We start from the raw sequence: 25,795 nt of genomic DNA, 5'->3' as shown, positions 1-25,795 counted from the left end.
GTCAACACCTACATACCATTTTTTCGTCGTTGTACTCAATCGTTATACTCCACCTTTACTATTCTGTTTTTTCATGCTTAAGTTTTTTCACGTCTAATAAGCAGCAATGCCTTTTGGAATGTTTCTGCTTCAATCATTTTCATTTCATACAGTTCGCGAACTTCTTCTTCCATCAACTCTAAGTCAACAGCCCGCTCTCCCGTATAAATAAAAATTCCATATTTTTTAAGCAGCTGCATCACGTCAAATAATGTGTTCATGACGCTCACCTCGGACTCATTATAACAGCTTTATGATGGTTACGAAAAGAAGCCAAATGAGCGGTAAGTAAACAATGTAGGAATAACGCCATAACAACGCTTGAATTTGCTGCTGAATAAACAATCCGAGACATATGGCACAAAAAAATAAGATTGCCGCACTTACTGTAAAAAAAGTTCTAAGTTCTACAATTCCCCATTCAAAACCCATCACAAAAAACAACGAAGATAATAAGATAAGCACAATCGGTCTTCCGTGTCCAAAGAAACCGAATGTAGGATGAAAATTTGTGACAGAGGCAATAATGAAAAGGAAAGTTAGGATAACTATAATGATCTCAATAAAGCCAAAAGCAAACCAGCTTGTGACAAACATTCCGCTTAACATGCCTAAATAAGTTAATACGCCAAAGACAAAACTAAATAAAATAACGTGCATTAGCTGCGGCGGCTGTTTAGGTGTACTTAAAAGGCCGCCTAGCGTGAACCCTAAAGCAAAGACAAAAAATAACATCATTATTCCAAACCACATTCCAATCTCTCCCCTCGTTTATTTAAGGAATGTATGTTAACTGCATGTAAAATGCTTATTAAGGTATTTCATGATCCTAAGCATGGAAAAATGAAACCTACGTCAAGCTTATTTCGTATACGTAGTAAACCTCTCTATGCTATGATATGTCCATTGTCCAAATTAAGGACAAGAAATCATCAAAAGGGAAGTCAGAACTAGGAAAGAGGGATCCATCATGGACAAAAAAATGAAGGAAGTACTCGATCACGCTATTTACGGAACACCTGAATTAAAACCTGAAGAGAAAGCATTATTTCTCTCCAATTTCGCTGAAAGAATTCATATTGCCCTAACAAAAAGCCAAGTGATGAAAGCTGGTACATACGGGGAAGTCATTCAGCTGATGAAAACGAAACAAAACCTCAAACTTTTCTTAAATGGAAATTTATCTTATAGCATTTATTCCAATTACATTAAAGAAGCAAATCAACAATCAGTCCCTTTTACAATTGTGACTCCAACATCAGAAACACCATTTGGACTTGTTCTTGCTGATGCTGCAACTGCCATCAGCAAAACGTCTTTTGTCATCGAGGATGACTGGTACAAGCAAGATATGAACGAACTATAAAAAAAGCCTCAGTCTTGTTATTTGACAGACTGAGGCTTTTTCCTGAGATTTTTTTCTGATTCCTTTTACCGATCGGGGTCTTGTGGATGCAGAGAAACCGGTCGTCTATTTTTAAGCGGCATGGGCGCTCTAAATAAAACATCGCGCATCGCTCTTACGTTAAATGGGATAAACGGCCATAGATAAGGCATATCAAGCACTTTTGTACGGACAAGGAGCAGGATCCATAATGTAATCCCAACTATATAGCCCCCTAAGTGGAAGGCAGCTGCACTTATTAATAGTGCTACTCTGATGAATCGGTTAGCAAGACCCATTTCATAACTAGGGGTCGCAAATGAACCTACAGCTGCAACCGCTAGATAAAGAACGACTTCTGGTGAAAATAATCCTACATTGATTGCCACTTCCCCTATTAAAAGTGCAGACACTAACCCTAGTGCTGTAGCTAAGGCATTAGGGGTATGTATGGCAGCCATCCTCAACATTTCAATTCCTATTTCCGCGATCAAAAATTGAGCAAATAATGGAACGCTGCCAACTTCCTCTGAACCAATGTACGTGAGCGCTTGAGGTCCGAAATTGTCATTTGTCGCAAGCAAGTACCATAGAGGAAGCAGGAAAATCGAAGCCCAGACAGCAATGAAACGTACTAAACGCAAGCCGAGACCAATCAAAGGCTTCTGTCTGTACTCCTCTGCATGCTGCATATGATGCCAGAATGTTGTCGGACTGATCATCACACTAGGAGAGCCGTCCACCATGATAATAATATGCCCCTCAAAAAGATGGGTGGCAGCTACATCCGGGCGCTCGGTATAACGCACAAGGGGATAAGGGTTATAATGATGCCCAAAAATAAACTCCTCAATTGTTTTGTCTCCCATCGGCAGTCCGTCGGTATCAATTTTCTCTAATGCTGATTTAATTTCTTTTACATACTTGTCATCAGCAATATCCGCTATATAGGTAATCGCTAAATCCGTTTTTGAGCGTCTTCCTACCTGCACATATTCAACCCGCATTGTTCGATCGCGAATACGTCTTCTGATTAGTGCCGCATTCATAACGAGCGTTTCGACAAATCCATCTTTCGAGCCTCGTATGACTTGCTCTGTATCCGGTTCTTCAGGTCCACGTACAGGATACTCTCTTGTATCGAGCAAGATAACGTAGTCGCATCCTTCAACTACTAATGCTGCTGGTCCTGCTAGTACTTGGTCTACTACATTATCTAAATCATCAGTCGTTTCGATCTCCACGTAAGGAATTCGGCTTTTTATTAATTTATCGAGCGGCTTTTCATCAAGCATGCTTTCTGTGGTCATTGATAGCTCACGCTGAATTTGCGTTAAAGCTGAATCTTTTGCAAAGCCATCAACTAAAAAGAGTCCCATCTGCCTGCCGGCGTGTTCAAGCTCCAAGTAGATAATGTCAAAACTATCGTCTACTGCTAGTTCTTTTTTCAAAAAAGTTATATTTTTCGTATACTCATTTGAAACTCGATGTTTTACTTCTGTATCACCCATATACCCACCTCCAATGTCTCCTCATTATTTGCAAATGTTGGTCATACCATGCATCTAGCTCATAATTGCATAAGTACCTTCATATACATGAGGCAACCGTTTGTCCAAATGGAGGGGCTTATTATGAGAAAACGAACGATCTTACTAACAGTATGTGCGGCAGCTCTTGTCGTCGGCTTATTTTTATCTATTTACGGAAAGCCAAATTACCTGCGTGAAACGTTAATAACCTTTCCGATCGATCCTAATGCAACCTATACCGAAGCAAGCTCAAACTTAGAATTTCTGCAGTCGACGGATGAAGATGAATATAAGCTAAGATGGGATACGTTGTCCGTACTTAATGAAGAAGCGGCAATTAGACAAGATGTTTCTCTTTTATTTGAAGATGGGGTTTTAAAAGATACGATGTCTAAGTGGGAAGAAAATACGGAGCTTTTAGCACAGCAAAAAGAAGTATCAGCAGAGGATAGCGGCCACTATGAAGTGATCACATTCCATCATGCTGAGCTTAGAAGACCGAATAACGAATTTAGAAGCGCCCAAGCTATCAGCTTTGATCAGCTTTATGTGATTGACTCGCCGCTAAGTCCGCTTCATGCTTTTAAGATTCCAGAAACAGCTGAGGATAAAGAGAGTAAACGTATACTTGACTATATTTTAGAGCAGCAGCAAACGTATGACTGGGATGATCTGTTTGAATACTATCAAATTCCATCATCACAATACCGACGGATCCCGCTTACGAAAATAGATACGTATCAATCAGAGTCTATTCCTGGTTTAACGATGGAGGAGACAACTAAATTTCTAGGGGGGCTTTGGGAAGGATTATATAAAAACTATGTATTAGGAATCGACCTTAACGGCACAGCAGTAAGCCCGATAGGCAGCACCGTGCCGTTAATCGTTATTCCAAAAGAAAATCCAGATCATGTATTTATTTTATTTAGAACAGCTGACGATACACCTATTCAGTTAATGCAATCAATTCCTGCAGCCGAATAGTTATTAGTTAGTCAGTCATTATATCATCATATAATGCTTGATAATCTTCTTCTTCCGGAGCGAGGGCAATGGCTTCTTCTAATGAGGCTATTGCTTCCTCTGTATTACCTAACCTTGAGTGAGTCAGGGCTAGATTGTAGTGGGCCTCGTGGAAAGAAGGTCTTAATTCAACGGTTTTTAAGAGCGATTCTCTCGCCTTTTCATACTGCCCGAATTCATACTCTAAATAAGCCATCAAGAAATAAGCCTCAGGATTATCATTCTCCTCTTCTAGAACAGTCTCAATCAATGGGTAGGCTTCATCAAACCGGCCTTCCTGCATATACTCTTGGGCAAGCTGTAATGATAACAACGAGGACATTTGTTGGTCTTCTTTTATGTGACCTAACCAAAAAAGGCTGAGAGCAAGAATAATCGTGCCTAAGAGGTAAAAAATCTGCCTCGGCCGCCCTTTTTCTTTCGGCAGCTGAACGAGCGCGGCTGCTAGAAAACCACCAACAAGACCACCAATATGGGCACCGTTATCAATCATCGGCATCACGAAGCCAAAAACTAAATTAATTCCTAAAATGACAAGGACATTCATTCCCATCGTTCTAAAAAACAGTTTAGGCTGTGCTGTACCAAAGTATAAAAGGGCACCAAAGAGGCCAAAGATCGCACCTGAAGCTCCTGCCGCTACTTGCTCATTAAAAGCAAAACTAGAGATCGACCCAATTAATCCAGCAATAAAATAAATAAGAACAAAGCGGCTCGTGCCATACATTCTTTCAACCGCTCCGCCTAAATAAAAGAGCGCTAAAGAATTCATGAATAAGTGGATAAACCCGATATGGAGAAACATCGAGCTAAAAAACCTCCACCATTCCCCTTCAAGGATAGCTGGATTATACTTAGCTCCGAACTCAATTAAAGTCAGTACATGAGTACTTCCGCCATTTTGCTCTACGATATAAAACATGACCGCAATCATGATTAAAAGCACATACGTTGCAATTGGTTTTCCGTATAAGAAAAAAGAGCGCTCTTCCTCTTCTTTTTTCTTAGTATGTTGTCTAACCTCTCGCTTCAATCGGCCGATTATGACTTCTGCCATGTCTATATCTTCATAAATAGGGAATGCGGGGATAAGATCTTTTGACAACTCACCGCTCGTTACGCTTCTCTTCTCTTCTAGGCCACTAGGAATCATCACCATTTTCATCATCGTTTGTTGTTTTTTTCCCAAGTAAAAAGGACGTGTAAGATCATCCCAAGAATCCACAGGAGGGTACATCGAAATATAGATATTCTCACCAGCTATTTTCTTTTGCTTTAATTGTTTTCTAAGGAGCTCTGCTCTCTTAACTGTTTCGGTGACATCTTTTCTTAATTGATTTTGCCAATCAAAATCTCTTCTCGCTATTCGAATGATCCGTTTTGGCTTAGAGTTCTCATCCTCCAGCCACACTTCTTTATTTTTTTCGTATAACAAGCGGAAGCCTCGTTCTGTTACATAATGATGAACAAGCTGCCAAAAATATAAATCCTGCTTCCACACAGACATCTACCTGCCCCCTCTCCCATATGTTTGAAGCCATACATATAAGTCGCTTAAAGAATGTACATTAGTAACTACATTCATCACATGGCTCGAAGGCTCTATCTCTCTTTGATTCAAATATACAGCATCCCACCCGGCAGCCACGGCGCCCTCTACATCTTGTTCCCATGAATCCCCTATAAATAAGAATGTATCAGTGTTTAAAAGACTTTGCCTCCCCATCTGAAATGTCTGTTCCATCAGATGAAAAAAACGCGGGTCAGGCTTTTCTAACCCTGTCTCACTAGAAATAAGGAGATGCTGTTCTTCTACAAATTGATTAAGCCCTAGAGCTTCTATCTTATTTCGCTGGGTAATAGAAGGGCCGTTCGTCAAAATCCCTACCTTTACCCCAATATCCGACAACCATTTTAATAATGGCCTCATCATCGGGTCAGGCTTTGCAAATTGATGGACAATCTCGTAATACTCGTTATGAAATTCATCTGCTTCTTCCATTTTTACAGGAAGGTGGTGTTCTCTCATCGCTTCAGCATATCGAGCCCTTCTGTAATCAAGCCCGCTCATCCTCTTATGTTCAAGGTCGGACCAAAAATGATCGCAATAATATTTAAATGTAGTAAACCATGCTTCAAATGGAGGAGCTTGATCAACGGATATCTTCCATTGCTGAAGTTTTGTATAGTAACATTGTTTAATCGCACGCTTAAAAGCATACTCATGGTTATATAACGTATTATCTAAATCAAAACATATCGTACTCCACTTCACTTTCAAGATACAATCCTCCTATCCCTTATAGTATAACAAGGGCTCTAAAGGTTAGGACATTAATAAGCCTTATAGTATGTATATATACGAAAAAGTCTGATGCCATACTTTAACTTTCATTAAAGTGAACATCAGACTTTCTTGTTTGTTACACATTTTGAGGTCGATTAGACTGCAGAACGGATCCTAGCATACGGTCTCTGATCATCGGGATCTGCATCGCAAAACCAATAATCACTTTCCGCAGCCAACGGCGTCCGAGCACTGCATTAATAACACGGTAGCGATATTTGTAAGCAAAGTAAAAAGACAAGATTAAACTAACAATTGAGATAAGACGGCTAAACATGGTCATCCCTCCTTATCCTTACTTTGCATCAAATCCACTTGCTTTATCCACGTTTATTTGCAAGAGACTGCTCTTTCCCTACCCCAATTCCTAGGTAGCCAAATAAAATGGTCATAAATGGAGACAAAAATAAGAAGAAAGCAAACGGTAGGTAATCAATCACATCTACCCCTAATGTACTCGCAAAGAAAGCGCCGCTTACTCCCCAAGGGATAAGGGGGTTCACTAATGTCCCTGCATCCTCAAGTGTTCTTGAGAGATTCTTTTTTGCTACGTTAAGCTTTGTATAAAATGACTCAAACGTTTTCCCAGGCAATAATATTGACAAGTACTGCTCTCCTGTTACTACATTAACTCCGATAGACGATGTTGCAGTCGCTGCAATCAAATGTCCACGTGAAGATAATTTTCTTGTTAGCGATTGAAGGAGTGTATCAATAACACCTATCCGTTGAATCACCCCGCCAAGCGTAAGAGCAATCATAACAAGTGAAATTGACCACATCATTGACTGCAATCCACCGCGATTAACGATGCCGTCAATGACTTCATTCCCTGTTTCCATCGAGAAACCATTTTGGATAATAGTAAACCATCTAGCAACATCAGCATTCCCTTGGACAAAAGCAGCTGTTATAATACCAGTCAATATCCCGACTACTAATACAGGTATTGTCGGAAAACGTCTCATTGCTAAAATCACAACTAGAAGAGGTGATAAAAGCGTGAGGACGCTAAGGGTAAATTGAGAATCGAGCGCTGTAAGCATTGCTTGGATATCTTGTGTCGTGCTCGTTGCTTGACTTCTCCCTATCATGAGAAAAAGAATGACCGTAATGACGAAGCTAGGAACGGTTGTCCAAAGCAAGTGGCGAATATGATCAAATAAGTCTACTCCGACAATACCTGGAGCAAAGTTTGTAGTATCAGATAATGGAGACATTTTATCGCCAAAACAAGCCCCGCAAACGACAGCACCAGCTGCAATAGCAGGATCAATACCAAGTGCGGTACCAATTCCCATCATGGCCACTCCAATCGTACCAACTGTCGTAAATGAGCTTCCTGTAAAGCTTGAAACAATCATGCAAATTAATAAAGTACTAACAGCAAACCACTCAGGCGAAATGATGGATAACCCATAAAATAAAAGGGTAGGAACGGTTCCGCTCATCATCCATACAGCAATGACAATCCCAACAAGTGCCAAAATAAAAATAGGCTTGATCCCTATTTTCAATCCATCAATCATCGCACTCTCTAGATCATTCCAACCAACTCTTAAATAGCGCCCAAAAACAGCCGCAATAAGAAGACATACAACTAGCGGAATATGCGGTTCAACCTTTAACACAAACATACTCGTAATAATAATGGCCATCATGACCCCTAATAATAGCAACGTAAATCCAACGGTAGCTTTTTTCTCCATCCTTCTTCTCCCCTACTCTATTTCTATCACAATACTTTCGTACTTTTACGCTTTTATGCTTTTACGCAGTTAAGTGTTCAATAAACATATCGTAGACCAAACCACAACACCCGTCAACAACTTTTTTGAAATAGTATATAAGAAAAGCGGAGGTGACTGGGCTGGCATGCGGAAATATGAGGGGCAGCGATATGAAGACGCTTTTTGTCTTCATTCGATGCACCGTTATTTCCCGCACGACAAGGAGCCGGAGCTAGACAGGAAGAAAAGCTGAATTGGCTGTTCAGGTCAAAGGAGGGTGGAGCTTTGACAATTAGAAGCGCTTTTTGCTTCGTTTGGCAAAGTGAAGCCGACGACGACCTAGCCAATGAAGCTAGACAATAAGAAAAGCGGAGGTGACTGGGCTGGCATGCGGAAATATGAGGGGCAGCGATATGAAATCGCTTTTTGACTTCATTCGATGCACCGGTATTTCCCGCAGGACAAGGAGCCGGAGCTAGACAGGAAGAAAAGCGGAAGGGCATGTTCTGGCATTCGAAAACTTAGGGAAAGCAATAAGAAGTCAGATAAGGACTCATCAAATTGCGCCCATTGGACGACTTATTGCGTCGATTAAAAAAAGAATTGCGCGGGTACCCGCCGTAATTGCTCCTGTTTGACCATATATTGCGTCACTCTCCCTTTATTGCGTCATTTCAGCGTGTAATTGCGTCTTCATACTTGTATTATATCTCTACTTTTATAATTATTGCGCCAATTCGAAATTGACCTAGTCCCGCAGGTCTCAGATTGACCTACTGCGCCTATTCTATCGGTTTAACCTACCCTCAATTAAACACAAAAAAGACAGAGGCACAACCACCTCTGTCTTTTCGCAATTAATCGCCTATATATTTGCTGTATAAGCTTTTTGCCCGGGCTATATCTTCTGTTCCTTGAATTAACACCCGGCCATCTGGGAAGAGTACGAACTTTTCCCCTTCAGTTAACTGGACACGGAGAAGAAACGGCGTCTTCTTCACTTCTGCCACTCGTTCCAGCCTCTCTGACCACTCATTTAAATCTATTTTATGCTCGCGCTGGATTTGTACCGTTTCACGTCCGCATAAGGTTGTAATAAGGTCTCCACTTGCATGTAAGGCCGGATACTCTTTTTTCTGACATGTTGGACAGCCTTCTTTTGCTTTGGTCATCTTCATATCATATTGATGGTTGCCCCAAAGATCAAAGGTACGTAACGTGTTACGTAATGCCTTTTTATCACCAACTAAATATTTCATTGCTTCTACCACCTGATAAGAAGCTACGATGTCAACAATTGGGCTGATCACGCCAATCGTATCACATGTCTGGCCTTGTGTTTCTCCGTGGTCAATAAAGCATCGAAGGCATGGTGTTTCACCCGGAATAAATAGAGCCGACATCCCGCGCGCACTTACAGCACCTCCATAAGCAAAGGGAATTCCTTTTTTAAAGCATGCATCATTTAATAAGAAGCGCGTTTTAAAATTATCTGTCCCATCTAATACAAGATCTACCCCGTCCATTAACGAGTCGATATTCTCAATCGATGCATCACAGACAATCGCATCAACTTCTACATCAGAATTAATTCGTTTTAGTTTTTCTTTGGCAGCAATGGCTTTTGGAAGATGCTTCGCTACATCTTCTTCATCAAAAAGCATTTGTCTTTGCAGGTTGCTTTGTTCAACATAATCACGATCTACAATTCTAACCATGCCGACACCTGCACGAACAAGATGGTTACTAAGAACCGTCCCTAATGCACCGACCCCAATCACCAGCACTTTTTGATCACTTAATTTCTTCTGACCGCTCTCACCGATCGGTTGAAACAGCATCTGTCTAGAATAACGTTCATAGGTGTTTTCCATTCCCTTTCCTCCTTACAACAAAAGCCAGGCTACTCCTATACCTAAAAGGGCGCCTGAAGCTGTACATGCTATATTTACAACATCATTATTAAGCCATTTAAGCCCTGACATATACTCTGTTTGACTCCCGCAATGCTCAGTGGCTTCTGTCTCAATGCCGCATTCCCTGCATTTATACAGAACTTGAAAAGATGCACCAACTAATGTATCTATAATATTTCCTAAAAAACCTACAACCGTTAATGCAATTAATAGGACATGACTGTTATGGTAAGCACTCCACCATCCTAAGATAGCAAATACAGATATGAGAAAGCTGCCAGCAAAGGCAGCAGCTGATCCTAAAGCTGTTATCGCCCCTGATGTACCAGGTTCTACTCGCTTCCAAGTGAGAATATGCAAAGGGCGCTGCCTGCTTAATGTTCCAATCTCAGAAGCCCACGTATCTGCATTGGCTGCAGCAAGACTTGAGACAAAAGCAAAAATCCAGATGGGTGAAGGGTTGAATCCATAAAAAAGCGCCATTAAGGCAGCTACTCCCCCGTTCGCCGCAACTTGCCACGCATCTCGCCTATCCCCTTTTTCAATAACATCACTCGCCTTTCTCCCTCTCCACAATGAGCTCCACATACTCGAAGTAATAAAGAAAATAGCAAGCACCATCAGTCCATAAAACCCTAGTCCAAATGCAATGCACCACCCAACCACTACAGCTGCCAAAGCCCCTGATACTGTTAATTTTTTAAGATAGTAAGCTGCAGCTGCCAATAGAACGACGCCGATATATAACCCTGCCATTACAGCAATACTCCATCAGGTGCGAGCAGGTGGTCCACTTTTTGGTCATGAGCTTCTGTTGGCAATTTATCAACAAGCTGACAAGAATATGCGAGTGCAGCTGTCACCCCGTCGTAACTTTTTAAATATGTATCATAGTAGCCGCCGCCATAACCAATACGGTATCCAGCCTTATCAAAACCTAACCCAGGAACGATCATAAGATCAATTTGACTTGAATCTACTTTATGACATTGATCTGGCTTAGGTTCAGATAAGCCAAAAAAAGTAGGTTCTAAGTCTTTGAATGAAGTGATGCTGTAGAAAGTCATCTCTCTTGTCCCTTTAATTACTTTTGGTACGGCTATCCGTTTTCCCGCGTACCAAGCTGCTTCAATTAATGAAGTTGTATCTACTTCTCTGCCTTTAGAAATAAAAAGACCGATTAATTCAGCCTTCTGATAGTAGCTCTGTCTTTTCATAAGATCGCAAAGATTGTTTGATTCTTCTTTTGCTGTTGAATTTGAGAGCTCTTCCATGTTTCGTTTAAACAATTGCCTATAATCAGCTTTTGATTTCATGTCACCCTCACTCCCTATATCGTAAAAACCTTACGCAATTCACTCATGTATTTTATTTATAAAGGTACTTTATCTACGAATAAATTCTACCCTATGTTTCATTTTAAATAAATTTTATGTATAAAAATAGATGGGATCTTTAAAAACAGGCCTTCGCATCTAAGCGAAAGCCTATCTCTTTCTTTATTTAAACAAAAGATGCAACAAAAAAATAAGCAGTGGAAGAATCCAGCTGCTTATTTTGTCTCACGGTGAAGAGTGTGACGCTTTAATCGTGGGCTGTATTTTTTAAGTTCAATACGCTCAGGATTTTCGCGTTTGTTTTTTGTTGTAATGTAGTTACGATCGCCTGTCTCAGTGCAAGCAAGAGTGACTTGTACACGCATCCGTTATCCCTCCAAACTTAGCTATAGCTTACTTCATACTTGAATATGATAGCAAATCTACCGAGAGGGATCAAGTGTTTTTTCTTTACAGCGGAAATTCTTCTCTATTATTTAGTTTTATTTTTGAAGAAATTCTTTTTTTCACAAAAATCATTGAAGAAATTCATTAATGAATGTTTCACTGCCCACCATTGATCGGCTGACATCCATCCATTGATCGACCCTCGTTTCTTCATGACTGCTTAAATTCAACTTTACAGCCATTACACTCTCATGCGATTCGGCACATAAAGGCCTGACTATTGTATGTCCATTGTCCTCTTGCCATACTGAATGGATTCCGCCAACAGCATATTCAACTGCACTTGCCTTCATCCCTTTAACAAACGTAGTCGTATAGTGAGGATGGCTGTAGTGAACTAACGCTTTTGATTCAGGAGCATAAAAGCTCATTGCTCGTTTTGTATTGCCTAGAAAAGGCTTCTGATGCAGAACTAATACAATTTGCTGGCTGTTTGCTTCTTCATTTCGGATAAATACCTGTCTATGATAGCCGCAACGATTTGTAATGTCACGTTCAATGATCGTTAGATGGAGGTGCAGTTTAGGGTGATACGCAGTAAGTAATTTAATCCCTCCTGCCCTTCTATACAGCGGCGCAAATCTCCACACGTCTTCTCTCAGCCAGCTCGTCCGCCCCTCTTTCCAAATGCCAATCTCAGAACGGAGGTTGTTGTTAGGCTGATTTAGCGAATGATTATGATGTGTGAACGGCTGTGTTTCGTGCGAGAAGCTCATGGATTTGTTCAATGTAGTAATTTGCATGAACTCTTGCCACTTCTGGTTCATCGGCTTGCGCGTAGATCGTAAAGATTGGTTCGTTCTGGTCTGGAACAATGTAAGTCCAACCTCCTTCTGGATGTCTAACTTTCATCCCTTCGATTAACTCTACTTCTTCTTCCTTAAGTGCTTCCATCAATGCACGCATAACCATTCCCTTTTGTTCTGTCTGGCACGGGACTTCTTGTTTAAACATTGATTCAACAGGCAGGGAAGATAAGTATTGCTGCAGTTCCTCATCTCTTGTGCTTAATGTCTGAATTAAATGGACGGCAGCATAGGCTGCATCAAAGCAGTATAACTGTACGTTCTCTTCTGCGATCATCATCTCTCGTGCTGAGGCTTTTGTTCTAATCACTTCTTTTTGAAAACTTCTAATATACTCTTCTAAAGATGCACCGGCATATAATGGCAGAGCTACACGCCCTTTTTTACTGTAGTGGAGATGCATATCGACAAACATAGCTAGTTTCTCTTCATCTGTTACGATATGACCTTCTCTTGTTAGTACCGTTAAAAATTCCCCCGTTTCTCCTAGAACAAAGCCAATTTCAGAGTCTGAAAGGGTCATTCCTACTGAGATGTCTCCCATATTTATATCACCAATCGAGGTTTCAACCACACATCCAATTGATTGTAATACGTGAGAGAACTGTTGTACTGTTACTTGATCTGTGCCGTGGACAGATACCCTCCATCCTTGACTCTCAATTAACACAGAGTCGATCCCTTCCTTTAATGTATCTGTATACTCTTTTACAAAATTTGATTGAACCTCGTATTCTCCAACACGGTCAAAAGCGACACGGCGGTAAGAATTAAATGTAACGATCTTATCAATTTCTTTTTGCATAGATGTAGCTATCGGCAATCCTTCTTGGTCAAATAATTCAATGACAATGCGATTGCCTTCACTTACTCTAAGGTGTGCGCCCCCTTGAAAATGATGAGCTGAAATGATCTTCCGAAAGCTTGGAACAGCAGCTTCTTCTAAATCTGTCACATCCACTCCCGTTGCTTGGACGCCTTGAGCAAGAGATAGCTTTAAAAGCCGGGTAAAAGATTGATCATCTCCTGAGATTAAAAAAGTGCTCCCAACAGGCATTGCACTTGCAAATCCTGCACCGAGACGGCTCACGTGTTCAGGGGTCATTTCGACATTAGCAATACCGCTTGCACGGTGTGATTTAAGAACAGGAACCGTTGCATCCTGATCGTTCCAAATAACAGATTGAGAAATCACTGATCCTGCCTGAATGCGTTTATGAGGCCAAATTTTCATTCCAGGCTGTATGCACACATCATCTTCAATCTGACAATTAGAACCTAGCACCGCTTGTTCATAAATGGTAGATTTAGATCCCAACTGGACTCCGCCGCAAATTGTCACCCCGCGCAGCTCTGCTTGCTGACCGACATATACCCCGTCCCATAAGACAGAGCGCTTAATCGTCGCATCTTCAGAAACAATGGAGTCTTTTCCAACAATGGAAAATGCACCAAGCTTAGCATTTGATCGAACCGTAGAATGAGCTCCCACAAATACAGGTGCTTCCAATTTGACCCCTTCTTCAATCGTTACATGCTCATTCATCCAGATTCCCGGCTCAACTTCAATGCCGCTGATTTCTGCTTTAACATCCCGGTTAAGAAGATCCATATGAGCTTGACGGTATTGTTCGAGATTTCCGATATCTGACCAATACCCCTCAGCTGCATAACCATAGATTCCTGCACGATCTTCTAGAATTCTAGGGAATACATCTTTACTAAAGTCTACAGGTTTATCAGATTCAATATAGTTAAAGATACTAGGGTCCATCACATAGATCCCTGTATTAACCGTATCACTGAATACTTCGCTTACACTCGGCTTTTCAAGAAAACGGATAATTTCATGCTGTTGATTTGTCATAATGACACCGAACTCTAAAGGACAAGGCACTTGCTTCATGAAGATGGAAACGAGAGCATCTTTTGCTTTATGAAAGTTTATGCCAGCTTCAAGGTCAAAGTCAGTTAGCGCATCTCCTGACACAACCACAAAAGGCTCATCAAGAAATGCCTCGGCCTGCTTTACACTGCCTGCTGTTCCTAGCGGTTCTGTTTCTTCAAAGTACGTTAAGTGAACACCAAATTCTTGACCGTCGCCGAAATAGTCGCGAATCTCGTCTGGCAAATAGTGCACGGTCACAGCAATATCTGTTATTCCATGTTGTTTTAAAAGCTCAATGCTGTACTGCATAACCGGTTTCTGTAAAAGTGGAACCATTGGTTTTGGTAATTGACATGTTAGTGGACGTAATCTCGTTCCCTTTCCTCCTGCCATAATGACACCTTTCACTTAACTCCGCCTCCTTTTAATTGGCCACTACAAGCGTACTGGCTAAACACATTTCAAATTCTCTCTCTGTTTGTTTGGCAATTGCACCCCAATCAAATTTTGTTTTCACATCTCGCAGTCCTTGAGTAGCGATCCCTTCTCTTAAAATCGGGTGATTATATAAATACATGACTTGAGCCGCTAAGCTGTCTTTATCTCCAGGAATCATCTTCAAGCCGTTTTCTCCGTGCTGAACAATGGAAGATAAGCCCCCTACATCGGAAACAATTGTCGGCTTTCCTGCGGCCATTCCTTCTAATGCCACAATGCCAAACGGTTCGTAAAGACTTGGAAAAATAGCGGCATCAGCTTTTGTAAACCAGTCATTTCTTTCTTCATCTGTGATGAATCCTAGAAATACTACGTGGTGATCTAATTGACGCCTTTGGACCTGTTCTTGAAATTCTCTTAGCATTGGACCTTTCCCCGCTAATACAAAGCGGATCGGAGCTCCTTTATGCTTCAGGTCTTCAGCTGCATCAATAATCGTCTGAAATCCTTTTTCTTTTACCATTCGTCCTACTGAAAAAACGGTAAACATTTCATTTGACTCTAGTTCCACCGTTGAATCTCGCAATGATCTGACTAGATCAAGATCGACCCCGTTAGGAATCACACTTAATTTTTCTTCTGGAAGCGAGAAGATCGTCATCAGTTCTTCTTTCATATAATCGCTGCATACGACTACTCGGTCTGCTTCATACGTAAGCTCCCATTCTTTTTGGTTAATTTCATACTGGAGCTCGGTATGAATGCCGTTATTTCGTCCATGTTCGGTTGCATGGATGGTTGCGAGCAATGGTACACCCAGTGATGCTTTTAACGCTTTCGCTGCCACTCCAACAAGCCAATCATGAGCATGAATCACATCAAATTTCTCTGTACGGCTGAGCTTTTCAGCATACAATGTCATCGCTACATTTAAGCTTCCAACCCAATCAAAGAAAGAATCCGCTTCAGGCTGCAATCCATTTAAGCGATGCACATGAACTCCTTGATTGACTTCATACTGCGGGTAGCCGTTTACAGAAGACGTTAGGACATGAACCGTGTGTCCGTCCTGCACCAATGCACGAGAAAGATCAAATACATGTCTTGATAGACCGCCTACCATCATTGGCGGGAATTCCCAGCTCAACATTAAAATCGTACGGCCTTTCTTATTTTCCTCACTCGCAGTCCCTTCTTGTGACTTTGTCTGAACATAAGAATCATGAGGAGAAAGAAATACATTCTCGTCTATTGAAGAAAGAAACGGGAATGCGCTTTCTTGCTTTTCCACCCAAGCATCCGTTAATTGTTTAGTGAACATTTGATTCTTTAATCGGTCAAACCGATCAACATGTAAATGAAATCTTTCTTTCGCGTATTCTACTGCACTATCTCCATCAACAATAAAAGCCCAATCACTGCTTACAGCAAGCATCCACTCTCGAATCATCTGCTTAATCACTCGTTTTTCAAGCTCAGTCGGCTGACTGTGAAGAGCGACAATAGCCGCTAGATCTTGCTCTATTCGGTGCAGATGTTTGTACATATAATCATTTTTAGGGTTCAACCAGACGTCCCCATATCCATCTCGGCCCCAGGTGGCATACGAGATATGGTTCGTTTCTAAGTCTTGAAAGTGACGGTCGAGATACGTTTCTGGACTAATAAACGTCGTCTCTTCATTCGCTCCCATCAATACTTGTCCAATCCATTCCGTACCTTCAAACCACCAATGTCCAAATAACTCCGCATCAAAAGGAGCGACCATTACATACGGAGGATAGGCTTGATCCGCGTGTTGTTCTCTAAATTGATTAATAGAGCTTAGATAGTGCTTTGCGTGAGTGTTAATCTTTGCTTCAGCCCACTCTCTGTTGTAAGCATCCTTATGTTCGGTTTCACCTGTTACTCGGTAGTATTTAAGCCCTGTATCGACACGTATGCCGTCTTCATGTACATAGTCTTCGATGTAGTCCCAATCTCTTTCATAACCTATATCACGATAAAACTCGCGATAGTCTGGGTCACCCGGATATCCTAGTGTAGAGCTCCACACTTTACTAGAAAGCTCTGTATGTCTTGGGAATAAAACTAATCCATGCGGGGAATAGACTGGAGCACCAGATCCTTTTTCTGGCTTTGGATCAGCACTTAAAATAGTGTGCTCATCGACAAAGGTGTAACGAATGCCCTCTTCCATAAGCACCCGGTCAATCCCAGGGGCATAGGCGCACTCAGGAAGCCAAAAGCCACGAGGATTAAAACCAAAATGACGGCTAAATGCCTGAACCCCTTCTCTTATTTGGGAACGAAGTGCAGCTTCCGTTTTTACATAAGGAAGAAAAGCATGGGTAGCAGCGGATGTCATTAATGTAATGAATCCTTTTTCATAGAAATGTTTGTATGCTTTCAACACATTTTTGTCCCATTTCAGAAAAGTTTCGCGAATCTTCTGATATCTCTTTTTATAAAATGAAATGATCGACTTAAAGGACGGGTTAAGCGATGAATGATCTTCTATATACGTTGCTTCTTTACGTAGTAACTCCTCCGTTTTTAATAAATAGTGTACGTACCTATCTTGCATGAGAGGATCAGCGAGCATCTCCATAAGTGGTGGTGTAAAGGAAATTGTCAGCCCATCTTTTACTTCGGCGGACTCAATCGACCATAGTAAGGGGATGTATGTTTCAGTCATCGCCTCAAATAACCATCTTTCTTCTAAACGATTTTCTTCCTCATGTCTTACGTATGGTAAATGGGCATGCAAAACAAATGAAAAGTAACCATTATTCAACACAACTCTCCTCCTTATTTTGTCGATTCATAATAGGAATACGTACTAAAATGCTCTAGCCACTCAGGTTCTTGTGACTGCCCCGTTTGCCATTTATAAACGGCTTCTACATATTGTCCTTCCATGCCTTCTTTCACTCTAGGGGTATCTATTGGATTAGAGCGCAGGATACTGAAAAAAGTGCCTGCTTTTGTTTTAATCCCTAGATCAACAATAAAAGTCCTGTTTTCAGATAGACCATGGAAATACCAGTTGTTTGTCATCTCCGGCAGATCCGAATCGATAAAACGATGCGCGTTATGGCCATTGAAAAGCAAGGCTGTAACATCATAGAGTCTTATTGCCTTTTTTAATTCATGCCACGGGGCTCTAAATTGATGTTCAATCATACGCCTAGTCGACTCACGTGTTTCCCAATACACATACAAACTATTAGGAGTTCTAGGCATCAGCATGACTTCATCGCGTTCATAGGCAGCTGGTAATGGATGAACCTGCACATCTTTTATCACTTCAACAGGCTTTTCGGTTTCAATCTTTTTGCCTTCTTCCTCTTCGATTGCTTTTTCATCAATCTCTGGTATCAACGCTGCGTCATCCATCTGATTAGTATCCTCTGAACCTTCCTGTTGAAGTTCTTCTTGATATTTCTTGAAGCAATACTGTACTTTTCCTACCGTTGTTTCAAGCTCCTTTGCAATCTTGCGAAACGAGAAGCCTTTCTCTCTTAAAGCTAAAATATCTTGTATCACTAAAACACCTCCAATGATGTAGAAAAATAGTATGCATCACCCTTCATACGTTGCATATCTTGTTATATTAATCATACCGAGCGTGACATTACGGGACAAGCAGGGGTAATTTGTCTGATTTTGTCATGAGCCTGCCCCACCTATCGTATCGATCCACAAAAAAATTTTTCGCCTTATTTCGCTAGCTGACTTTGTCGATAATTTTTGTCGAGATTTGGGAAGTGAGCGCATAAACACTGAAATGTAAACGCTTCTTTCATAAATTGTCGATTAAGTAGGACGAAAACCACTTTTTCCTAAGAGCTACCTATGTGTATAATAGAGTAGAATGATAGATTAGTTTATAGAGGGAAGGGTTGTAAGATGATCGAGTGGACAATTATGATTCTCTTAGTAATCGCCATCCTCCTTTTTGTGTTATCTTTCTTTCGAAAAGACAAGGCAACAGAAGTGGAACGGCAGATGGAGAACTTTTCGATTACGCTCATGCAAGAGATTTACCAATTAAAGAAAAAGATCCGCATTCTTGAGGAAGAACTTCTAGTGAACGGACAAGATGTTCCTAAAGCACGTTCAACCTCCGCTCAAAAATTGCAGGCTGAAGTAGAATCATTACACGATAAAGGCTTCACACTTGAAATCATTGCAGAAAAAACTGGTTTAACGCCTCTTGAAGTAGAACGATTAGTAGCTTCTAGAGAAGAACCAGCAGTAAGGGGGTAATAATATGTCTCCTCATGCATTACGCGGCATGGCAGGTGGAATTGCTCTTTGTGCAGGTGTTATTTGGGTTACATATGCACTCTCACCAGAAGCAACTGCAGAGCCTGTCACAATTGTTGAACAAGAAGAGCTTGAAATCTCAGAAATGATGACAGCCTTACAAGAAGCAGGATATTATGTTTCAGCAGAAGCTCCTCCAGAGGAACCTGTTGTAGAGGAACCACAAACGGAAGAAATGGACTCTCCAACCGAAGAAGACTCAGCAGCGGAAGAAGAAGCATTGATTGACGAAAACTTGCCGGAATCGGTCACTGTAGAAACTGTCAATGTCTATTCTATGACTTTATCCATTACATCTGGGACTAGCTCTCATGATGTAGCTAATCAATTAGAACAAGCAAAAATTATTGACAGCGCCAGTGAATTTTTACGTTATTTGGAGCGCAATAACTTAGCTGAAAAAGTTCGCGCTGGTGACTTTGAGGTCAACAGTGCAATGAGTTATCAAGACATTGCAAACCGTATTACATAAAAAAGCTTGCTACGAATAACGTAGCAAGCTTTTTTTTACATTTTATTAATCTTCTACTTCTTCAAGAATCGGCACATCCGCTTTAGTCGGACCATTGCGTTCTTCTTTTAAATCAAAGTATTCATCAAGCATTTTCTTTCCAATCGATTGAGCAAAGTTTGCACTATTATCTCGCACGGTGTAAGGTACAATAATCGCAAAGGCGACTTCAGGATTATCATAAGGTGCATACCCGACAAGTACTTGGTTATTACCGCTGATCGAACGACGGTTTTGACCTTCTCCGACTCGTACAGAAACCTGCGCTGTTCCCGTTTTTCCTGCAGGGTTATACGAAGCACTTCTGAACATGCCTGCACCAGTACCTTGTGAACCATTCATTACTGCATAAAACCCTTGCTGAACACGATTTAAATCGGCATCCGATACATCAACACGATTTAAGATCTGCGGTTCAAATTTATGCAGGATCGCCCCTGGTTCATCCGGTGATAAGCTTGGCTCGCGGATTTCTGATACAAGACGTGGTTTCACACGGTATCCATCGTTTGCAATCGTTGCAACATATTGTACAAGCTGAAGCGGCGTATACGTATCATACTGGCCGATCATTAAATCGAGCAGGTTACCAGGGTTTCGATTCTGACCAGTTAATCCTCGGGAGCTTCCAGGCAAGTCAATGCCTGTATCAGCACCAAGACCAAACTGGCTGAAAATATAGCGTGTTTCATCATATGCTTCTGCTACTCTTTGTGTATCAAAGCTTCTGCTGCTGCCATAATTATAACCCATCATCCGCATCGCAATTTCAAACATATATACGTTTGATGAACGCTCTAATGCCTTAATGTCATTGACATACCCCATATTCACATATGAACGCTTGAGCGGTGTTCCTGGCAAATCAATCGGCCGGTCATAAAGCGTTTGCCCGTGGCTGATAGCACCTGTTTGATAGCCGGCCAAGACCGAAGCACCTTTCACGGAAGACCCCATTTCAAATGCTTTCGTCACATTTCCAATTTGGTCATTCGGCTCACCGTTACTGTAGCCGGACATTGCTAAAATGTCGCCCGTTTTTGGGTCCATCATCACGGCATAGGCTGTCCGCTGACTGATGAATGATCCACCCTTGCTGTTAATCTCTTGTGAAATAATATCATCAAGTTTTTGCTGCATTTCCATATCAAGCGTCAGTACAAGATCATTGCCGCGCTGACCGGGCTTTTCATTAACCGAGCGCTCAATTTCACCGTTAGTTGACGTCGTAATGCTTTCCATGACAGCTTTCTGGCCGCGAAGAACATCTTCATATTCAAGTTCTAAATAACTCGTCCCAACGATGTCAGAACGGTCATAGCCTCGTGATAAATAATAGTCTAACTTTTCACGCGGAATAGATCCTGTCGAACCAAAGATCGTTCTAAATGCTTCACCGAAAACGTAATTACGACGCGAGTCACGCAGAATATCTACACCAGGAAGCTGATCGAGGTTTTCGCTGATAATGTTTGCCTCTTCCTCGGTAATACCTCGCTTAATACGTTGAGGTGTATTCGCATACCCTCGTGACATCTCACGAAAGACCGCCATCACTCGCTCATCTTGGGCTGTTAATTCAGCTAAGTGTTCCTCCGTAAGACGATCAAGTTCTAATTGATATTCTTCTGTCGGACCCTCAAGCTCTGCTCTTTCTTCTTTTGTTACAAGCTCAAAACGCCTGTCACTGTTTATTAACAGCCAAAAGTCTTTACGGTCACGCTCAGTAATCCGGCTCGTATCTACTTCAATTAATTTTTCAAGATCACGCGCCACCTCTAAGATCGCCTCTGATGAAGTCTGCCTAGAAGGGTTTGTATATGTAACAGATAGTTCAAGCTGATTTTCTACAACCGGTGTACCGTAGCGATCTAACATAAGCCCGCGAGGAGCATCAATTCTTGCTGTCGTGTTACTCGTACGATCTAATACTCTTTCAAAATCTTCACCTTGAACGATTTGAACCATACCTAACCGTAATATTAATGCTGAAAAAAGAATGAACACAGCAAAGAACAGCATATTCAGCCTTGCTGGCACATGTCCTTTTTTTCTTGGTTTATTTTTCCCCATCCGCAAGTCCCCTCATTAATTTATATAATAAAAATCTGTATAATAAAAACACAATTATCTGTATACATGACAATAGACACCTAAAGCAAGGTGTCTAAAATTCATTCTAAAGTATATACCCGCGAATGCCGTTGCTTCAGTTGTTTCATGAACCTACTCAAGTAGGTGGGTGTTCGCAGAACTAATTTCAGCGTCCAGCATAAACTGGCTTGCTGGCATTAGCTCGATGTAGAACTCCCTTTTAAAACGCAAGGTTCGAAACAAGAAAAAGCTCACTAACACGGCAGGCAAAGCTGTTTAATTTGTAAATTTATTATAGCATATCCCTACTTATTGTCAAAGGAATTCACTGCCACTAGAGAAGCTTTCACAAATTAGCAACATTATACACTCGTGCCTCCTGTACTTCCCCCGTCGCCGTTTTTCTGTCTTGCAAAACTGTAGCTTTCTCCCCCTCCAGGCTTTGAAAAGCGTACATGTCTTACAAAGAAATAAATGATAAAGTGACCGATTCCAAGAATAGCTAGTACAACAGGAATACTTTTCTCTTCAGGGAATAAAAGTATGGCACCTATAAACGTCAGCACAGATACAATACGGCCGCTATTTAAAAACACTTCCCTGACGACAATATACTCGATCCTCATTTCGGCAGCCTTCCACCCTTTACCGATTACATCATAAGTAAGCGAAATATATGGTACTAATAACATTGGGTACGCAATAGAAATGACGATTCCATACATGATTAATTTTGCAAAGGATAAATCAAAGACAATCAGGTAAATCGCAGCATAGAGAATGGCTCCGCCAATTAAAATGGACTTCTTCCTAAAACTCGGCTTCATCAACCTGGTAACAGTATAATAGGCTATAAATTGAACAGCAGAAGCAACAAGCCCATACGTACCGATTGCCAACTCACTGCCTGTTGCAATGTATACCCAAACAACAATGACAAAGATAAAAGTCCCTTCTCTAAGCCCTTGAAAAAAGTGAGCATGGAGGATATGACGCCAATTTGCATTATTTTTTCGTTCCGCTAGAATTTGTCTAAAAAAGAATTTGCCCTCTGCAGCTCTTCTCTTTAAAAGAAAACTCATTAAAACAGCTACTACAAAAAGAGTTAGTGATATTCCAAATATGACGGAATACCCTGTAAACTGCTCCATCCTTGTAATAATATATCCTGAAACAATCGGTCCAATCATGCCTGCAAAGGACGTAAGCAAGCCTAAAAATCCATTAAAGAAATCACGCGTTTCCGGTTCAGTGATCTCAAATGTGAGTACATTAAAGGCAAGCCAGTAAAATCCAAACCCTATACCGAGCAGCGCACCTAATATCACTAAATAATGATTCGCAACATCACCTAATAAAAGCACTGTCGTATAAAATCCAGCTAGAAAAATGACCCCTAACCTAAGCACAATCACACGGTCAATTTTCTTCGCCCACCTTCCGGCTAATATAAATGTTAATGGCTGAAAGATAACAGCCGTTAAATTATATAAGGCTAAATCAATAAACTCCCCTGACTGCTTCCACAAATAAACGTTAACAAACGTATTAGAAAGCGCAATACTTAGGGCATATAATCCCCCAATCGTTAGGAGAAGCACTAAATCTCTCGTTACCTCTACATCTCCAAGCAATTTTTGAATAACAGACTTCTTCACCGACTCCACCACCCTTACTCAGTAGTGTGTCTTAACAAAAACCCGTTATACAAAATAAAAGCGGAAAGGGGTGTTTTGCGGCGTCAAGCTTTTCAGGCAGAAACCGGCTTGGCCGCCATTGCCAAACAGTTTTTGAATGAAAAGACCTCGAGCCGCTGCACATTGAAGCTGGATAAATAAAAGCGGAAAGGGCTTGTTTATGAGCGACAAATCCTGGACGGCAGGTAATAAGAGGTCGCTTTTTTGACCTCGTTTAACGGACAGAAGGAACCTCGAGCGAATAGCCCTTGAAGCTGGACAAAATAAAAGCGGAAAGGGCTTGTTTATGAGCGACAAGTCCTGGACGGCCGGTAATAAGAGGTCGCTTTTTGATCTCGTTTAACGGACGGAAGGAACCTCGAGCGAATAGCCCTTGAAGCTGGATAATCTAAAAGCGGAAAGGAGTGTTTAGCCAATCCACACAAAAAAAAGCAAAGCCCGCTTGGACTTTGCTTTTCTAATTATTATTTTGCTTCAGCGTAACGTTTTGAAACCTCTTCCCAGTTAACTACATTCCAGAATGCGTTGATGTAGTCAGGACGACGGTTTTGGTAGTTTAAGTAGTAAGCGTGCTCCCAAACATCTAATCCTAGGATTGGTGTTTTACCTTCCATAAGAGGCGTATCTTGGTTTGGAGTGCTTGTAACAGCAAGCTTTCCGCCATCAACAATTAGCCATGCCCAACCAGAACCGAAACGGTTAGCCCCTGCATCAGCAAACTTCTCTTTGAATGCTTCAAAGCTGCCAAATTCTGAATTAATTGCATCTGCTAATTCGCCAGTTGGTGCACCGCCACCATTCGGGCTAAGGATTTGCCAGAAGAAAGTGTGGTTAGCATGTCCGCCACCATTGTTACGTACTGCACCACGAATGTTCTCAGGTACTGCATCAAGGTTACTTACAAGCTCTTCAATGCTTTTGCTTTGAAGATCATCATGTCCTTCAAGTGCTGCATTTAATTTAGTGATGTAAGTGTTGTGATGCTTCCCGTGGTGAATATTCATTGTTTGCTCATCAATATGAGGTTCTAGAGCGTTTGCTGCGTAAGGTAATTGTGGTAATTCGTAAGCCATTTCAAAATCTCCTCCTTATAATGAATACATGTGTAACTTGGGACGTCTTTTCCCAAAAGGCAAATGACTTAATCAACAGTTATGTTTCTTAAGTCTTTCCGCTTCTACATTACCAAAATCTTCTCTTTGTTGCAACGATAATGCACTATTCTTTCGATTTCGCACACCTTTATACATTTCCCACTACCTAACCCCTTTAAACAAGATGGATCATAAATTCATTTCTTGTCCCATAAGAATGTAATAACTTAGCTTTAAAGGAGGATCTAATGTCGTGGATTGAAGCTTTATTCATAGGGTTTATACAAGGAATTTCAGAATTTCTTCCCATCTCAAGCAGTGCTCATCTCCTCATTTTTGAAAAACTGCTTAAGATAAATATGAGTGATAGCCCCTTAACATTTGAAGTGTTTCTGCATTTAGCATCTTTGCTTGCCGTTTTATTGTATTTTAGAAAAGATGTGTTGAAGCTTTTACAGGGTTCTTATCAATATCTTTTTAAGAAAGACCAACGAAGCGAAGGCGATTTCAGATTTACTGCTTTAATGGCCGCCTCTACTCTTATTACAATGATTGTCGGTAAGCTGATGGAAGGTTGGTTTGGAGACTCCATCACCAATACAGCGACGATCGGCGCTGCTCTGATTATCACCGGGATCTTTTTAATCTTAATTGAACATGGTGTAAATGAGGGATTGAGGGGACCAAAGGAAATAACATGGGGGCATGCGGTATTAATCGGGCTCGGGCAGGCATTAGCAGTCATACCAGGCATATCACGTGCAGGAAGTACTCTCGTTGTGGCCCTGTGGTGCGGTTTGAACAAAGAGACAGCTCTTCGCTACTCCTTTTTACTCTCCATTCCTATTATATCTGGAATTACCCTTTTAAAACTTCCTGAGATTATCGGGCAATTTACAGACGGTGTGGGCTTTGAATTATGGTTAGCCTTCATTTCTTCATTTTTGTTTGCCATTATCAGTATTAAGTGGTTGATTGCCATGGTTCAAAAAGCAAAATTAAGTTATTTTGCCGTGTACTGTATTTCACTTGGTCTTATCACTTGGATATTCTTAACCTAAACATTAAGAAATCGTCATAATTCAGAGCCGCAGGTGAATAAAGCGGGTATGGTTATGTCACCCAGCGGTCGGAAATTTAATTGTATGTTTTCAATCAGTTTATGCGCTAATTAGAG

Annotated in this window: 23 protein-coding genes and 1 other RNA gene; 5 read left to right on the top strand and 19 right to left on the bottom strand. The window is 41.2% G+C overall.

All coding sequences use genetic code 11. The annotated features are described in order from the left end of the window. Window positions 1-77: 77 nt before the first annotated feature. Both BPOF4_RS06130 and BPOF4_RS06125 read right to left on the bottom strand, forming a co-directional pair. A complete protein-coding gene (locus BPOF4_RS06130; RefSeq protein WP_012958214.1) occupies window positions 78-260 on the bottom strand; it encodes a YqgQ family protein in 183 nt (60 codons plus the stop codon). 19 nt (window positions 261-279) lie between these two features. Next, entirely contained in the window at window positions 280-792 is a 513-nt protein-coding gene (locus BPOF4_RS06125) for a hypothetical protein (protein WP_012958213.1), read from the bottom strand. 217 nt (window positions 793-1,009) lie between these two features. On the opposite strand from BPOF4_RS06125, the gene BPOF4_RS06120 reads away from it, so the two are divergent. Further along, a complete protein-coding gene (locus tag BPOF4_RS06120; RefSeq protein WP_012958212.1) occupies window positions 1,010-1,405 on the top strand; it encodes a YueI family protein in 396 nt (131 codons plus the stop codon). Window positions 1,406-1,470: 65 nt separating this feature from the next. Here the strand turns inward: BPOF4_RS06120 and BPOF4_RS06115 are convergent, their stop codons facing one another. Further along, window positions 1,471-2,934, bottom strand: coding sequence for a spore germination protein (locus BPOF4_RS06115; RefSeq protein WP_012958211.1), 1,464 nt, complete (start codon window positions 2,932-2,934; stop codon window positions 1,471-1,473). A 123-nt stretch (window positions 2,935-3,057) separates the two neighbouring features. On the opposite strand from BPOF4_RS06115, the gene BPOF4_RS06110 reads away from it, so the two are divergent. Further along, entirely contained in the window at window positions 3,058-3,942 is an 885-nt protein-coding gene (locus BPOF4_RS06110) for a hypothetical protein (protein WP_012958210.1), read from the top strand. Window positions 3,943-3,949: 7 nt separating this feature from the next. Here BPOF4_RS06110 and BPOF4_RS06105 read toward each other — a convergent pair whose 3' ends face one another. The 12 genes from BPOF4_RS06105 to BPOF4_RS06045 form a co-directional block, all read right to left on the bottom strand. After that, window positions 3,950-5,488 carry a rhomboid family protein gene (locus tag BPOF4_RS06105; RefSeq protein ID WP_012958209.1) on the bottom strand — a complete coding sequence of 513 codons (1,539 nt, stop codon included), beginning with the start codon at window positions 5,486-5,488 and terminating at the stop codon, window positions 3,950-3,952. After that, window positions 5,489-6,256, bottom strand: a complete 768-nt coding sequence (locus BPOF4_RS06100) for an HAD family hydrolase (RefSeq protein ID WP_238446508.1) — start codon at window positions 6,254-6,256, stop codon at window positions 5,489-5,491. Between the two features lie 148 nt (window positions 6,257-6,404). Beyond that, a complete protein-coding gene (locus tag BPOF4_RS06095; RefSeq protein WP_012958207.1) occupies window positions 6,405-6,605 on the bottom strand; it encodes a hypothetical protein in 201 nt (66 codons plus the stop codon). Between the two features lie 43 nt (window positions 6,606-6,648). Continuing rightward, window positions 6,649-8,037, bottom strand: coding sequence for a Na+/H+ antiporter NhaC (nhaC, locus tag BPOF4_RS06090; RefSeq protein WP_012958206.1), 1,389 nt, complete (start codon window positions 8,035-8,037; stop codon window positions 6,649-6,651). An 878-nt stretch (window positions 8,038-8,915) separates the two neighbouring features. Continuing rightward, entirely contained in the window at window positions 8,916-9,932 is a 1,017-nt protein-coding gene (locus BPOF4_RS06080) for a thiazole biosynthesis adenylyltransferase ThiF (protein WP_012958204.1), read from the bottom strand. A 12-nt stretch (window positions 9,933-9,944) separates the two neighbouring features. Beyond that, entirely contained in the window at window positions 9,945-10,730 is a 786-nt protein-coding gene (locus tag BPOF4_RS06075) for a DUF92 domain-containing protein (protein WP_012958203.1), read from the bottom strand. After that, a complete protein-coding gene (locus tag BPOF4_RS06070) occupies window positions 10,730-11,290 on the bottom strand; it encodes a 5-formyltetrahydrofolate cyclo-ligase (protein ID WP_012958202.1) in 561 nt (186 codons plus the stop codon). The genes BPOF4_RS06075 and BPOF4_RS06070 overlap by 1 nt, the downstream gene beginning before the upstream one ends. Before the next feature lie 236 nt (window positions 11,291-11,526). Further along, the gene (gene rpmG, locus BPOF4_RS06065; RefSeq protein WP_012958201.1) at window positions 11,527-11,676 is read right to left on the bottom strand and encodes a 50S ribosomal protein L33; all 150 of its coding nucleotides are present in this window, start codon (window positions 11,674-11,676) and stop codon (window positions 11,527-11,529) included. Window positions 11,677-11,826: 150 nt separating this feature from the next. Continuing rightward, window positions 11,827-12,501: a hypothetical protein gene (locus BPOF4_RS06060; protein ID WP_012958200.1), complete on the bottom strand. Its 675-nt coding sequence runs from the start codon at window positions 12,499-12,501 to the stop codon at window positions 11,827-11,829. Next, on the bottom strand, window positions 12,434-14,860 hold the full coding sequence (locus BPOF4_RS06055; protein WP_012958199.1) for a sugar phosphate nucleotidyltransferase: 2,427 nt from the start codon (window positions 14,858-14,860) through the stop codon (window positions 12,434-12,436). The genes BPOF4_RS06060 and BPOF4_RS06055 overlap by 68 nt, the downstream gene beginning before the upstream one ends. Before the next feature lie 16 nt (window positions 14,861-14,876). Next, entirely contained in the window at window positions 14,877-17,690 is a 2,814-nt protein-coding gene (locus BPOF4_RS06050) for a 1,4-alpha-glucan branching protein domain-containing protein (protein ID WP_412675596.1), read from the bottom strand. Window positions 17,691-17,701: 11 nt separating this feature from the next. Continuing rightward, on the bottom strand, window positions 17,702-18,439 hold the full coding sequence (locus BPOF4_RS06045) for a DUF4912 domain-containing protein (RefSeq protein WP_012958197.1): 738 nt from the start codon (window positions 18,437-18,439) through the stop codon (window positions 17,702-17,704). Between the two features lie 363 nt (window positions 18,440-18,802). Between BPOF4_RS06045 and BPOF4_RS06040 the strand changes: the two genes are divergently transcribed. Next, entirely contained in the window at window positions 18,803-19,162 is a 360-nt protein-coding gene (locus tag BPOF4_RS06040) for a hypothetical protein (protein ID WP_012958196.1), read from the top strand. A 4-nt stretch (window positions 19,163-19,166) separates the two neighbouring features. Continuing rightward, window positions 19,167-19,694, top strand: a complete 528-nt coding sequence (locus tag BPOF4_RS21145; protein WP_012958195.1) for an MltG/YceG/YrrL family protein — start codon at window positions 19,167-19,169, stop codon at window positions 19,692-19,694. A 45-nt stretch (window positions 19,695-19,739) separates the two neighbouring features. Here the strand turns inward: BPOF4_RS21145 and BPOF4_RS06030 are convergent, their stop codons facing one another. The 4 genes from BPOF4_RS06030 to BPOF4_RS06020 form a co-directional block, all read right to left on the bottom strand. Next, window positions 19,740-21,806, bottom strand: a complete 2,067-nt coding sequence (locus BPOF4_RS06030; RefSeq protein ID WP_012958194.1) for a peptidoglycan D,D-transpeptidase FtsI family protein — start codon at window positions 21,804-21,806, stop codon at window positions 19,740-19,742. A gap of 112 nt (window positions 21,807-21,918) precedes the next feature. Further along, window positions 21,919-22,099: non-coding RNA, 6S RNA (ssrS, locus tag BPOF4_RS21570), on the bottom strand. Window positions 22,100-22,189: 90 nt separating this feature from the next. After that, window positions 22,190-23,485 (bottom strand): MFS transporter, encoded by a 1,296-nt coding sequence (locus BPOF4_RS06025; RefSeq protein ID WP_012958193.1) that lies wholly within the window; start codon window positions 23,483-23,485, stop codon window positions 22,190-22,192. A gap of 503 nt (window positions 23,486-23,988) precedes the next feature. Then, window positions 23,989-24,597 (bottom strand): superoxide dismutase, encoded by a 609-nt coding sequence (locus tag BPOF4_RS06020; RefSeq protein WP_012958192.1) that lies wholly within the window; start codon window positions 24,595-24,597, stop codon window positions 23,989-23,991. A gap of 269 nt (window positions 24,598-24,866) precedes the next feature. Between BPOF4_RS06020 and BPOF4_RS06015 the strand changes: the two genes are divergently transcribed. Then, window positions 24,867-25,679: an undecaprenyl-diphosphate phosphatase gene (locus BPOF4_RS06015; protein WP_012958191.1), complete on the top strand. Its 813-nt coding sequence runs from the start codon at window positions 24,867-24,869 to the stop codon at window positions 25,677-25,679. Window positions 25,680-25,795: the final 116 nt, after the last annotated feature.

Source organism: Alkalihalophilus pseudofirmus OF4, assembly GCF_000005825.2.
GTDB classification, from domain to species: Bacteria; Bacillota; Bacilli; order Bacillales; family Bacillaceae_D; genus Alkalihalophilus; species Alkalihalophilus pseudofirmus.
Note: the sequence above shows the minus strand (reverse complement) of the source record. Positions and strands in the feature narration are given on the sequence as shown.